The following is a 12865-nucleotide window of genomic DNA, read 5'->3' on the forward strand; positions in this document are numbered from 1 at the left end:
CAACAAGCACAGAAGGAACTCCATGTTCAAGCGTGTACTGAAGCAGATTACCGTCGGCGTGGCCCTGGGCGGCGCCGTATTCGCGGCGCAGGCTGCCAATGTCACTGGCGCGGGCGCTTCGTTCCCGTACCCTGTCTACGCCAAGTGGGCGTCCGATTACAAAGCCGCCACCGGTGTGGCCGTCAATTATCAGTCCATCGGCTCTGGCGGCGGCCAGCAGCAGATCAAGGCCAAAACCGTCGATTTCGGCGCCTCTGACGACCCCCTCAAGGCCGACGACCTCGAAAAGAGCGGCCTGTTGCAATTCCCCGCCGTGATAGGCGGCACGGTGCCCGTCATTAACGTCGATGGCATCGAACCGGGCCAACTGAAGCTGTCGGGCCCCGTGCTCGCCGATATTTTCCTCGGCAAAATCAAGAAGTGGGACGACGATGCCATCAAGGCTCTCAACTCCGGTCTGAAGCTGCCTTCGACCGACATCATCGTGGTGCATCGCTCGGATGGATCGGGCACCACATTCGGCTGGACGAACTATCTCTCCAAGGTCTCGCCAGAGTGGAAAGAAAAGGTCGGTGAAGGCAAAGCCGTTAAATGGCCGACGGGCCACGGCGGCAAGGGCAACGAGGGTGTCGCCGCTTACGTGGGCCAGCTGAAAAACTCGATTGGCTACGTCGAATACGCCTACGCCAAGCAGAACAAGCTGGCATGGACGCAGTTGCAAAACCAGGACGGGCAATTCGTGCAGCCGGAGCAGGGCGCTTTTGCCGCTGCGGCAGCAAACGCCGACTGGAAGGCCGCGCCTGGCATGGGTGTGGTGCTGACCAACGAGCCGGGTGCCAAATCCTGGCCCGTGACCGCAGCCACCTTTATCCTCATGCACAAGGTGCAGGACAAACCTGAACAGGCTCGCGCGGTGCTCGAGTTCTTTGACTGGGCCTTCAAGAATGGCGCGCCGGCCGCCCAAGCCTTGGACTACGTGCCGCTGCCCGATAACGTGACGGCGCAGATCCGGGACGCATGGGGCGAAATTAAGTCCGCCGATGGCAAGCCCGTCTGGAAGTAAACCTAAGGTCATCAAGCAGCCGCCACCCCCTAGCGTTCGCCTATGAAGTCAAATAATCACGCGCTCCTGGATGCGCTGTTCAAGCACGCTACGCGGCTGTTTGCGTTCCTGGTGTTCCTGTTGCTGGCGGCCATTATGTTGTCGCTGGTCTATGGCAGCCGAGAGACCTTGTCGAAATACGGCCTGGCGTTTCTGTGGCATAACGATTGGGATCCAGTACAGCAAAGCTATGGTGCGGTGGTGCCCATCGTGGGCACGTTATTGACCTCGGCCATCGCGCTCATCATCGCGGTGCCTGTGTCGTTTGGCATCGCGATTTTCCTGACTGAGTTGGCACCCGCGTGGTTGCGCCGGCCGCTCGGCACCGCGATTGAGATGCTGGCCGCGATTCCATCGATTATTTACGGGATGTGGGGCCTGTTTGTCTTTGTGCCGATCTTCCAGCAGTACGTGCAACCGTCATTGATTTCGGTGTTGGGGAGTCTGCCTGTCGTGGGCGAGCTGTTTGCCGGCCCGCCGTTTGGGATCGGGATTTTCACGGCCGGGCTTATTTTGTCGATCATGATCATCCCCTTCATCGCTGCGGTGATGCGCGATGTGTTCGAACTGGTGCCTACGCTACTCAAAGAGTCTGCCTACGGCTTGGGCAGCACGACCTGGGAAGTGATGTGGCGCGTGGTGTTGCCCTATACGAAGACGGGCGTGATCGGCGGCATCATGCTGGGCCTTGGGCGCGCACTGGGCGAAACCATGGCGGTGACTTTCGTGATCGGCAATGCGTTTCAGTTCCCGGGCTCTTTGTTCTCACCGGGCAATTCGATTGCTTCCGCGCTCGCCAACGAATTCAACGAGGCGGGCGGAATCCAAAAATCCGCGCTATTGGAACTCGGCCTGATTCTGTTCCTCATCACCACGGTTGTGCTCGCGCTCTCAAAGGTGCTGCTTTCCAGAGCGACAGCTAACGAAGGCAAAAAGACCTGATAGCCCCGGGGACAACACATGTTCGACAATATCAACACAAATAACGGCATCTATCGGCGACGGCGCCTGGTCAACAAAGTTATGTTGACGCTTTCACTGGCCACGCTGGTGTTCGGTTTGTTCTGGCTGTGCTGGATCATCCTGACCCTGTTGTTGAAAGGCGCGCCCGCCTTGTCGTGGAGCCTCTTTACCGAGATCACGCCGCCACCCGGTCAGGATGGTGGCTTGATTAACGCCATCGTGGGCAGTCTGTTGATGGCCGGCGTGGGGACCTTGATTGGTACGCCGATCGGGGTGTTGGCGGGGACCTATCTGGCGGAATACGGCCAGCGTGGCTGGCTAGCGCCCGCGACGCGGTTCCTGAACGACGTGTTGCTCTCCGCGCCATCCATCATCATCGGGCTGTTCATCTATGCCGTGTATGTGGCGCAGGTCGGGCACTTTTCCGGATGGGCGGGCGCGCTGGCTTTGTCCATCCTGGTGGTGCCGGTGGTGGTGCGCACCACCGACAATATGCTCTTGCTGGTACCCAACAGCTTGCGCGAAGCGGCAGCTGCCCTCGGATGCCCGAAGTGGCGCATGATCACCATGGTGTGTTATCGCGCGGCCAAGAGCGGCATCATCACCGGCATCCTGCTGGCGATCGCGCGCATTTCCGGCGAGACCGCGCCGCTGCTATTCACCGCGCTATCGAATCAATTCATGTCATGGGACATGAACGCCCCTATGTCGAATCTGCCCGTCGTCATCTATCAATATGCCGCCAGTCCTTTCAAAGACTGGAACAACTTGGCTTGGGCTGGCGCGACGCTTATTACCTTGCTGGTGCTGGGGATCAATATCCTCGCGCGCAGCCTGTTTCGGAAATCGTGATCGCCCTGCGGCGCGTCTGAGCGCGCGGCATCAGGAAAAAACGCTATGCAAAATACGGTACTGGTCGATGCTAAAACAACGACCCCCGACGCCCGGCCTAAGCTGGAGGTCAAGAATCTCAACTTCTACTATGGCAAGTTCCATGCGTTACGCAACGTGGACCTCTCCATTCGCAAGAATAAGGTCACCGCGTTCATCGGCCCGTCCGGCTGCGGCAAGTCGACGCTGCTGCGCACCTTTAATCGCATGTTCGAACTCTATCCCGGTCAGCGCGCAGAGGGCGAGATCTTGCTCGACGGTGAAGATCTGTTGACCTCGAAGATGGATATTTCGCTCATCCGCGCCAAGGTCGGCATGGTGTTCCAGAAGCCCACGCCCTTTCCGATGAGCATCTATGACAACATCGCCTTCGGTGTGAAGCTGTTCGAGCGCCTCTCTAAAGGCGAGATGGAAGAACGCGTGGAATGGGCCTTGACCAAGGCCGCATTGTGGAACGAGGTCAAGGACAAGCTACACCAGAACGGCAACAGCTTGTCGGGCGGGCAACAGCAACGCTTGTGTATCGCGCGCGGCGTGGCGATCAAGCCGGAGGTGCTGCTGCTGGATGAACCCTGCTCGGCGCTCGATCCGATATCGACCGCGAAGATCGAGGAGCTGATCGCCGAGTTAAAGAATGACTACACGGTCGTCATCGTGACCCACAACATGCAGCAGGCGGCGCGCTGTTCCGACTACACCGCGTATATGTACTTGGGCGAGTTGATGGAGTTTGGCGAGACCGACCAGATCTTTGTCAAACCCGCGCGTAAAGAGACCGAGGACTACATCACGGGCCGTTTTGGCTAAGGCGCCAACGAACCAAAGATAACGCCCTTCGGGGCCTCGCAAAAAGAATCGCCAGGACCCGTCAATCACGGCCCTGGCGATTTTCCATGCTGAGTACGGCTTAGTACGTCACAGTCATCGTGGCATAGTAAGCGCGACCCGGTTCGTTGTAGGTCGCCGCGCCTGCGCTGCTGGCGTTGCCTTCACGATAGAGCTTCTTGTCGAACAGGTTGCTCACGCCCACGCGGAAACGCAGGTTGTTGTTGGGCTCGTAGCCCACGCTCAGACCCACCAATGCATAGGGGCTGACGGTTTGACGGCCGTTGCCTTCCAGCGTTTCACCGGTACGCATATTGGTCTTCGGCCCTTTCTGCTTGCCGTAGTAGGTCAGGTTGGCTTGGAACGACCATTCGGGCGTGTAGAACCAATCAAGCGTGCTGTTGATCGTGTACTGAGGAATCACGCTCAGCGGCTCGCCCGTATCCTTACTCTTGCTTTGCAGCATGTAAGTGAAGTTGGTGTTCCAGTCCAACGTCGGGGTCAGAGGCACGAAGAGGTTGCCTTCCAAGCCTTCGACCACGGCCTTGCCGCTGTTGGACCATTGCAGCACGCGAGCGCCATTGTTCAAACGGTACAGATACTCGGTATCCGCGACGATTTTGTTTTTGTAATCGTTGCGGAAATACGCGACGCTGGTTTTCCACGTACCCGGGTCATACTCGAAGCCGATTTCCTTATTGACGCTGATTTCGGGCTTCAGATCCGAACTACCCACCAGGTAGCAGCCGTTGGAGTTCGCTTCGGCGACCGAGCAACCATTACCGCGGCTATACAGCAGATAGTTCGGGTTCGATTGATACAGGTTGGGCGCCTTGTAGGCGCGCGCGATACCGCCTTTCAGGCGCAGCGTGTCGGTGACTTTATACGAGGTGTTCAGGCTCGGGCTGAAGTTGCCGCCAAATTCGCTGTTGTGGTCATAACGCAGCCCCGGCGTCACGATGGTGCGCATGCCGGCTTGGATATTGTCCTCGACAAAGAGCGCGTAGCTGTCTTGTGAGGTCTTGGTCGGACGGTCGCCCGTCGCGGTGCCGGGAATCGTGCCACCCGTATAGGTTTGACGCAGCGACGACGGATCGTCCAGCGACTCATGCAGGTATTCGATACCCACGGTGGCCACTTGCTGCAGGCCCAGCGTGAACGGCACGCTGACTTCGCTTGCGCCACGCAGCGTGCGCAGGCGCGCGGTATCGCGGCCGAGATCGGTCGGGGCGCCTTCCGGGCCGCCGGCGAGACCCTCTGCCTGACGCGAGTTGCGCGTGTAGTCGTACGACAGTTCCGTGCGCGACGTACCCCAATCGTAGTTACCGCGGTGCGTGACGCCAAAGCTCTCGCGATACATCGCGTTGGTTTCTTTGCCGTAGAGGCTATCCGAGAACGCACTGTTTACGTTGTTCATCGTGTCGCCGGCGTACAGGTTGCCTTGACGGCTAAAGCCTGCCTCGAACTCGAACGTGTCGCGGGTCGTCGGACGCCAGGCGAACAGCGCGTTCAAGTCTTGGTTGATGACACCTTCGCGGCCGGACGTGTTGGCCACGCCATTCGCATCGACTGTCGCGTGATCGGCGTTAATGTTGCGATCGTCAGGATTCGTCTTGTTGTAGTTTGCGTACACGCGCATGCTCACCGTATCGGTGATTGGCGTGGACAAACGTGCGTTGACCCGGTTGGTGTTGCCTTCCTTGCTGTTTTCAGGCTGATTGATGTAGTACGTCGCCGATGCCGTCGTCTTGTCCGTGGGCTGCTTGGTGATGATGTTGACCACACCCCCCATCGCGCCCGAACCATAGCGGGCAGCGGCCGGGCCGCGGATGACTTCGATACGTTCGACTTCCTCGGCCGGCACCCAGTTGGTGTCGCCACGCGTGTCGCGATCGCCGTTCCAGCCATAGCGCACGGCGTTGCGCGATTCGACCGGCTTGCCGTCGATCAGGATCAGGGTGTTTTCCGGACCCATGCCGCGGATGTCGATCTGACGGCTATTGCCACGCGCGCCACTAGCACTGTTTCCCGTCAAGTTCACGCCGGGTTCGCGGCGGATGATGTCGGACAGATCGTTGGTCGGCGGGCGACGTTGGATTTCTTCGGCCGTGATCACCGAAACGCCCAGCGATTCTTTGACTTCCTCTTCCGCGGTGCCAAGCACCTCGACAGCGGACAGCTCCTGCACCACGGCCGGGTCCGTCGGCAGGGGAGCGTTGGCCTCGCTCATCTGAGCCTGAACGACGCTGGGCAGGGTAGCGCCTGACAGAGCGAGAGTGACTAGGGCGCCGAGATAATGGCGCTTGAAAGGTGGCGTTGACATGGCCGGCTTCTCCGAATGCGCAAAACATTGTGCGCATCCCCGCGCAGGGGTGCGCTGATTAGTATTATTAGGAATGATTTACACTATCATTCACAGAGGCGATTATGTCAGGCGAGGGCGGATCACGACTTTGAATGCACACCAAATTGCTTTGCTAAATCCTCATTTGGTCATCTGAAGTTACATGGACACGGTTTCTACGGGGAGCGCTGCGCGGATAACTCAGCCAGCCGGGTTAATCGATAAAGCCGCGTTACATAGCCAGGCGGCCCATAGTGCCTTGCGATACGCTGTCGAGGCGCCCAGCGCGCAGCAGCCTGTTTTCGAGGGCCTGATCGACACGACGAAGCTAAGCGAGGGCCTCATCCAACATCGGGTCGATGCGCGGGACCTGCAGGGAGCGGCCGTCCGTGCCGATCTGCAGCCAGGTCTGCGCATTGCTGTTACGGTCGCGGGCAGGGCGGATGTCAGCTACGACGGCTATCGTCTGTTGCTCGGGCCGCATCGCGACGGCGGCGCGGCCGGCGCGATGGTGGCGCTGACCGAGCCAGCCCGTTTCGTGAGGCAATCCCGGCGTGGCGACATCGAGCGCAGCGTCAGTCTGACGCTAAGCGAGGCTTGGCTGAGGGAACGTCTGGGCGACACGATGCCGTTTTGCCTGGAGTTTGCCCGGCGCCATCTCTCCGTTCATCCGTGGATGGCTTCGTCGCAGACCGTGGCGTTGGTCACGCAGATGTTGGCCCCATCGGCCCTCGAAGGACCACTTTGGCGGCTATATCAGGAGTCGCGCTGTATGGCGTTGGTCGTCGATGCGCTTTCGGATCTGGATGGCGCCGCGATGGCGCCTGTGGGGGTAACGCTGCGTCCGCGCGAACGCGTCCGGATGGAACAGGTGCGCGACCTGCTCGACAGCGGCGCGGCCGATGAGATGAGTCTGGTCGAAATTGCCCGCCAGGCCTGCGTCAGCGTCAATACCTTGCAACGACAGTTTCGCGCGGCCTGGGGAAAAACGGTGTTCGCGTATTTACGCGACGCACGCCTGGCGCGGGCGCGCATGGCGTTGGAGCGCGATGCCGTGAGCGTGACCGAAGCGGCGCTGATCGCGGGCTATTCCAGCCCGGCGAATTTCGCGACCGCCTTTCGGCAACGATACGGCATTGCCCCCGGCCAGGCGGGCCGGCGTGGCGATTAACCGATCACGCGGAAGCGCTCCGCGTCATCCATAAAGGTTTTCTCGCCGAATCCGCCGGCATTGGCCCCAAACGGCATTTGCGCGCGCAATTTCCAGCTGGCCGGGATGTTCCATTCAGCCGCGACCGCCGCGTCAATGAGTGGGTTGTAATGCTGCAGACTCGCGCCCACGCCGGCGTCAGCCAGCGCGGCCCACACGGCCAGTTGCGCCATGCCGCTCGATTGCTCTGACCAGATCGGGAAATTGTCTGCATACAGCGCGAATTTCTCTTGCAGTCCCCGGACGACGTCCTGGTCTTCATAGAACAGTACCGTGCCCACGCCTGCCGCAAAACTCGTCAGACGGGTGACGGTTTTGTCAAAATTTTCCGGCGGCGCGACCTTGCGTACTTCTTCGATGGCAATTTGCCAAAGCTTTTCGCTCTGGTCGCCAAACAGAATCACGGCACGCGAACTTTGCGAGTTAAACGACGAGGGGCTGTGCTTGACGGCTTCCTGAATCAGCGAAGCGAGGTCTTCCTTGGACAGGGATACGTCGCGGCCCAGGGCATATTGGCTGCGGCGTTGCTTGAGTTTGTCGAGAAAGGTATTGCTCATTAAGAAAAGTCCTGCGTTGTCTACGTACCTGCATTCTATCTGCCAGCCCTGTATCGTCCCCGCGATTGCCCTGCGGACCGTCGGGGCTTTGCCGCTAGAATGCACCTTATGACGGAAAAACTGCGACTCGATAAGTGGCTGTGGGCAGCCCGTTTCTATAAGACCCGCAGCCTGGCTTCCCAGGAAATCGGCAAAGGCCGGGTGCTGGTCAATCATCAGCCGGCCAAACCCGCGCGCGAAGTCGCCGTTGGCGATCTGGTTACGGTGCGTAAAGAAGATCCGCCCATTCATGTCGAGGTCCGCGCCATCAGCGCGGTGCGCGGCCCGGCGCCCGTGGCGCGGCAGCTATATGAGGAAACGGCCGAGAGTATCGTCGCGCGCGAACGCGCCGCCGAGTTGCGGCGTCTTGCCCCGGAACCCGCGCAGGCGTTAACCGCGGGTCGCCCCACCAAGCGCGATCGTCGCCTGATCGATCAAGTTCGCGGGAAATAAGGGCGTCGCGGCTTGAGAGGGGCAACGTTTGGGCTATCCCAGCGCGGTGCGGAATGTGGTAGCATTCCGTTCCCTGTTCGATGTCGCCTCACGCAGCGTCTAACAGATGGCAGTACCCGTCGGGGCGTAGCGCAGCCTGGTAGCGCATCTGCTTTGGGAGCAGAGGGTCGCGAGTTCGAATCCCGCCGCCCCGACCAATAAAATCAAAGGCTTACAGATTTTCGTCTGTAGGCCTTTTTTATTTGCTGATTGAGGCTTAAACAAAGGCCCGACTAGTCAGCTAAATTCGACAAATAAACCAATGGTATAGCGAGGCTTGCGTTTTGACTCGCATGGCGTACCAGTTCCCGCTCGGCGTTGCGCAGATCGGGCTTGACCCGGACGACAGCGCTAAATATCCGAACTCCCACGATTGACGCTCGCGCCCCGACAATCCGTGCGGATATAGCGCCGAACCTCGTGCGGTGCGTACCCGTGGTCTTTGAACGCCGAGTACAGGTGGGCGTTGGCTTGTACCCACCGTGACGGGTTAAGCCGCTTTTCGGTCAGCGGTGGAGCTGATCTAGTTTCCTGAACGGCGTTGAACTATGGCTTGAGATCCGCGGTCATCGAGTTCAATAAACTCCTTTTTTGCCGCGTTTAATGCCTGCATGAATTGCGGGTTGGCATGTAGTGCGGCCACGACTGCCGCGCCCATGATCCGCCCATTGTCTACGTCGCTGCGCCAGTGAGCACCACACACTACCCGGCTGTCACCGAATGACAGGCCCCGGCGCAAAATCTGCGTTTCACGCTCGGGATTAATTTCGGCCAATACCAGGGCAGCTGCCCATCCAAAAGACGCATGTCCAGACGGATAAGAGCCCGTTTTCGCCATTTTGCTGTCTCGCTCCGGCGTACATGTCGCATCTTTATAGATAACAAACGGGCGCACCCGCATGTAATGGTTTTTGGCGCTTCGCATCGCGTAGTCGTGGCTGTCGTGCAAGATTCGATTCATGAGTGCAAACAGCACCGGCGTGTGACTGGCCGAAATTTCCATTCCAAACGCTTCCGAGAAAGCGCTTCCGAAATTCTTGTAGTCGGCATCTTGAGCCGCGAGGGCTGTTCTTTCCGGGTCCCTTAATACATGGCCGGCTTTGTATTCGGCCTCATCCGCGAGGAATGCCACGGAAGTTTCCGCAGGAGGCGGGGGCAATATGGCCAGGCTGTCAGGGGCCGTCTTCGCAGTAAGAAAACCCGGATTTTCCGTTGCATGTACGGCGGTAAGCTGCGCCAACCCGCAAAATGTCGAAATCAAAAGAAAATGTCTGAGCATCGTTGTTCAATGTTTTGGAGCGGCGTCAGCTGGTTAACAGGTTTACCAACATGGCGCATGCGTGGCGATCTGGCTCCGTACCGGCCTTACGTCATTATTGCTCTATGCAATTAATACGAGCTAAGACTTGTCTCATTTTTTCGCGGCCGGTGAATCGCTCTGGCGATGGTGAAGCGAGTTTTACTTTGTTGGCTCGTAAGCCAATTCCATCCGATACGCCAACGCCAAAAATAATGACTGCGCCAGACATAGCGTGCTGGTCAGCGAACGAAATCCGAACGTCGCACTGTCCTGAGCCAACAGCGTGACCGTCGCCCGTGCCGCCAACGGACTTAACTGGCTGTCGGTCAGCGCCAGCACGCGGGCACCGCGCGCCAAGGCCAGATCGACGACCTCCAATGTTTCCGGGGCATATGGCTCGAACGACACCGCGAGCATCACATCGCCCGGCGCCAATGCGCGTAGCTCGCCCTTTTGCATCGCGCCGAGGCCATGCAGCCAATGCACGGGCTTAGCGGTATGTTGCAAGGCATAGGCCAAATAGGACCCCACCGGAAACGCGCGCCGCGACGCGGCGAGCCAGATTGCGGGCGCTTCCAGCATCAACTCAACGGCAGCTTCGAATTGATCCGTGGGCAGCCCGCGCTGCAGGGCTTGCAGACTGGCGATGCTGCCTTCGATGACTGCATGCGCGAGCCGCGCGCCGCCCACGTCCGCTTGTCCGGTGGCCTCGCCGCTGGCGATCAGTCCTCGAATCCGATCCTGGTAATCATGCTGAACCGCGAGCTGCCTCGCGGCATCCGCGCGGAACAAGAGCTGCATCTGCGTGTAGCCTGAAAACCCGAAGTGCTTGGCAAACCGCACCACGGCCGAAGCCGGCACGCCGCAGCTGTCAGCCGTGGCCTGGATGCCGTCGAACGCGACGCGCTCTCCCTGCATTTCGACATACTGGCCGATGCGCTTGAGCTGTCGGCTGAGCGCATCGAATTGTTCGCGCAGCGCCACCAGAAATGCGCCCGCGTCGGCGTAGGGCGACTCATTTTCCGGCTGGATTGGCTGGAATTTTCTATTTTTCACTGTTTTGGAAAATATTTTCTATTTGAACTATGATAGCAGCCCAGTAGCATCCACCACGGGGATATCCCCACGCTAGCACATGACGACTTCACCGCTGAATTTTCCTGCTAATCGCCCGATCGATGTGGCTTGCCTGGGTCGGCTGGCGGTCGATCTCTATGCACAGCAGATCGGCTGCAGTCTTGAGGAAGCGCACAGTTTTGCCAAGTACCTGGGCGGTTCGTCTGGGAATATGGCCTTCGGCACGGCGCGTCTGGGATTGCGCTCGGCGATGATCTCGCGCGTGGGCGACGAACAGAATGGGCGGTTCTTGATCGACACCTTGCGCCTTGAAGGATGCGACACGAGTCAGATTCAGATAGACCCGCAACGTCTGACCGGCATGGTGTTGTTGGGGATCAAGGATAAGGACACGTTCCCCCTTTTATTCGCGCGCGAAAACTGCGCGGACATGGCCTTGGACGCCGATGCCATCGATGAAAATTTCCTGGCGCGCTGCCGTAGCCTGATTATCACCGGCACCCATTTGAGCGCGCCGGGTGTCCTGGCGGCGAGCCGCCGCGCGTTGGACATCGCGGCGCGACATGGCGTGGTGCGGATGCTGGATATCGATTACCGGCCGGTGTTGTGGGGCCTGACCACGCGCGGCGATGGCGAAACGCGTTATGTGGCCAGCGCAGAGGTCAGCGCACGTCTGCAAGCTGAACTGCATCAGTTCGATTTGATTATCGGCACTGAAGAAGAATGGTTGATCGCAGGGGGCGTCGAGGGTGACCTGATCGAGAGCCTGCGTCGCGTGCGCGCGTGCAGTCAAGCGGTATTTGTGGTCAAACGCGGCCCCTTGGGCTGCTCGCTGATCGAGGGTCCGGTGCCGGATCGTATCGACGATGCGCCCACCGTAATGGGCGAGCGCGTCGAGGTGTTGAACGTATTGGGCGCGGGCGATGCGTTCGCCTCGGGTCTTCTGGCCGGCTTGTTGCGCGGTAAAAGCCTCGCGGAATCCGCCGCCATTGCCAATGCTTGCGGCGCGATTGTGGTGTCGCGGCACGGTTGCGCGCCGGCCATGCCGACCCGAGCGGAATTGGATCACTGGTTCTCGGGGCATCGCCATACGCGACCCGATCATGATGCCGCCTTGTCGCATCTGCATCGCGTCAGTCGGGCGCGCCCGGCCTGGCCCGAACTCTGCGTGCTGGCTTACGACCATCGCAGTCAGTTCGAGGACCTCGCGCACGAGACTGGCGCGCCGTTGGAACGATTGCGCACGCTCAAGCGCCTGATTAATGAGGTCGTGGCCGATGTCGAGCGCGACGAGGGCAATGCGGGTCGCATGGGCGTGCTGATCGATGGTCGGCGTGATCTGGGCGCCGAGGCGCTGCACGAGGCCACGGGTCGTGGTTGGTGGATAGGCCGGCCGATCGAACTGCCGGGCTCGCGTCCTCTGCGTTTTGACGGGACGGATTCTCTGGCGACCGAGTTGCAGCACTGGCCGCTGTTGCATACGGTCAAGTGTCTGGTTTTCTATCATCCCGATGACGCCCAGTCGCTGCGTGATGAGCAAGATGCCTGGCTGCGCCAGGTCTGGACGGCCACTCGCGCCAGCGGACACGAGTTGCTGCTGGAAGTCATTCCGCCCAAAGACACGCTGGGGCCAGACGATCGCGGCCAAGCCGTGGTGCGCGCGATCCAGCATTTTTACGACATGGGGATCAAGCCGGAATGGTGGAAAGTTGGCGCCATGAGCCGGGCCAATTGGGAGGCGCTTGACGCGTTGGTGCGCGACCGCGACCCGTGGTGCCGGGGGGCCGTGATCTTGGGTTTGTCCCAACCGCTGGAGCAGTTGGTCGAAGCCTTTGCCGAAGCTCAGGCGCCCGTGGTCAAAGGGTTCATGATCGGTCGCACTGTGTGGGCCGCACCCGCACGGGCATGGCTGCGCGGCGAAACGGATGATCGGACGTTCCAGGCGGCTGTAGCCCAATCATTTCGCGCGCTTGTCGCGGGTTGGCGTCGTAGTCGCCGCGCCGAGCACGAGGCTGTAGCACCGCAATCCGCCACGGCCTGAGTCCGCCCCTGTCTTTGATGATAT

Annotated in this window: 11 protein-coding genes and 1 tRNA gene; 8 read left to right on the forward strand and 4 right to left on the reverse strand. The window is 59.9% G+C overall.

The features are described 5' to 3' along the window. Positions 1 to 22: 22 nt before the first annotated feature. From pstS to pstB, 4 genes are read left to right on the forward strand one after another with little or no spacing between them, the layout of a single operon-like run. Positions 23 to 1063 (forward strand): phosphate ABC transporter substrate-binding protein PstS, encoded by a 1041-nt coding sequence (gene pstS, locus GOQ28_RS12175; RefSeq protein ID WP_160356642.1) that lies wholly within the window; start codon positions 23 to 25, stop codon positions 1061 to 1063. 42 nt (positions 1064 to 1105) lie between these two features. Further along, positions 1106 to 2044, forward strand: a complete 939-nt coding sequence (gene pstC / locus GOQ28_RS12180) for a phosphate ABC transporter permease subunit PstC (protein ID WP_160356643.1) — start codon at positions 1106 to 1108, stop codon at positions 2042 to 2044. 18 nt (positions 2045 to 2062) lie between these two features. Then, positions 2063 to 2917 (forward strand): phosphate ABC transporter permease PstA, encoded by an 855-nt coding sequence (gene pstA, locus GOQ28_RS12185; RefSeq protein WP_160356644.1) that lies wholly within the window; start codon positions 2063 to 2065, stop codon positions 2915 to 2917. Positions 2918 to 2962: 45 nt separating this feature from the next. Continuing rightward, positions 2963 to 3763: a phosphate ABC transporter ATP-binding protein PstB gene (gene pstB, locus GOQ28_RS12190; RefSeq protein ID WP_160356645.1), complete on the forward strand. Its 801-nt coding sequence runs from the start codon at positions 2963 to 2965 to the stop codon at positions 3761 to 3763. A 100-nt stretch (positions 3764 to 3863) separates the two neighbouring features. On the opposite strand, the gene GOQ28_RS12195 is transcribed toward pstB, so the two are convergent. After that, positions 3864 to 6104: a TonB-dependent siderophore receptor gene (locus GOQ28_RS12195; protein ID WP_160356646.1), complete on the reverse strand. Its 2241-nt coding sequence runs from the start codon at positions 6102 to 6104 to the stop codon at positions 3864 to 3866. 280 nt (positions 6105 to 6384) lie between these two features. On the opposite strand from GOQ28_RS12195, the gene GOQ28_RS12200 reads away from it, so the two are divergent. Beyond that, entirely contained in the window at positions 6385 to 7296 is a 912-nt protein-coding gene (locus tag GOQ28_RS12200) for a helix-turn-helix transcriptional regulator (protein WP_236844322.1), read from the forward strand. On the opposite strand, the gene GOQ28_RS12205 is transcribed toward GOQ28_RS12200, so the two are convergent. Continuing rightward, entirely contained in the window at positions 7293 to 7892 is a 600-nt protein-coding gene (locus tag GOQ28_RS12205) for a nitroreductase family protein (RefSeq protein ID WP_160356648.1), read from the reverse strand. The two genes, GOQ28_RS12200 and GOQ28_RS12205, sit on opposite strands and share 4 nt — an antisense overlap. A gap of 108 nt (positions 7893 to 8000) precedes the next feature. On the opposite strand from GOQ28_RS12205, the gene GOQ28_RS12210 reads away from it, so the two are divergent. Continuing rightward, complete coding sequence (locus GOQ28_RS12210) at positions 8001 to 8384, forward strand: RNA-binding S4 domain-containing protein (RefSeq protein WP_160350073.1); 384 nt, start codon at positions 8001 to 8003, stop codon at positions 8382 to 8384. 120 nt (positions 8385 to 8504) lie between these two features. Next, positions 8505 to 8581: transfer RNA gene (locus tag GOQ28_RS12215), tRNA-Pro, on the forward strand. A 365-nt stretch (positions 8582 to 8946) separates the two neighbouring features. Here GOQ28_RS12215 and GOQ28_RS12220 read toward each other — a convergent pair. Both GOQ28_RS12220 and GOQ28_RS12225 read right to left on the reverse strand, forming a co-directional pair. Then, on the reverse strand, positions 8947 to 9702 hold the full coding sequence (locus GOQ28_RS12220) for an acid phosphatase (protein WP_160350072.1): 756 nt from the start codon (positions 9700 to 9702) through the stop codon (positions 8947 to 8949). A 180-nt stretch (positions 9703 to 9882) separates the two neighbouring features. Beyond that, positions 9883 to 10779 (reverse strand): SIS domain-containing protein, encoded by an 897-nt coding sequence (locus tag GOQ28_RS12225; RefSeq protein ID WP_160356649.1) that lies wholly within the window; start codon positions 10777 to 10779, stop codon positions 9883 to 9885. A 79-nt stretch (positions 10780 to 10858) separates the two neighbouring features. On the opposite strand from GOQ28_RS12225, the gene GOQ28_RS12230 reads away from it, so the two are divergent. Beyond that, positions 10859 to 12841, forward strand: a complete 1983-nt coding sequence (locus GOQ28_RS12230) for a bifunctional 5-dehydro-2-deoxygluconokinase/5-dehydro-2-deoxyphosphogluconate aldolase (RefSeq protein ID WP_160356650.1) — start codon at positions 10859 to 10861, stop codon at positions 12839 to 12841. The last annotated feature ends 24 nt before the right edge of the window (positions 12842 to 12865 follow it).

This window comes from Bordetella sp. 02P26C-1 (genome assembly GCF_009763255.1).
Lineage (GTDB): Bacteria > Pseudomonadota > Gammaproteobacteria > Burkholderiales > Burkholderiaceae_B > Bordetella_A.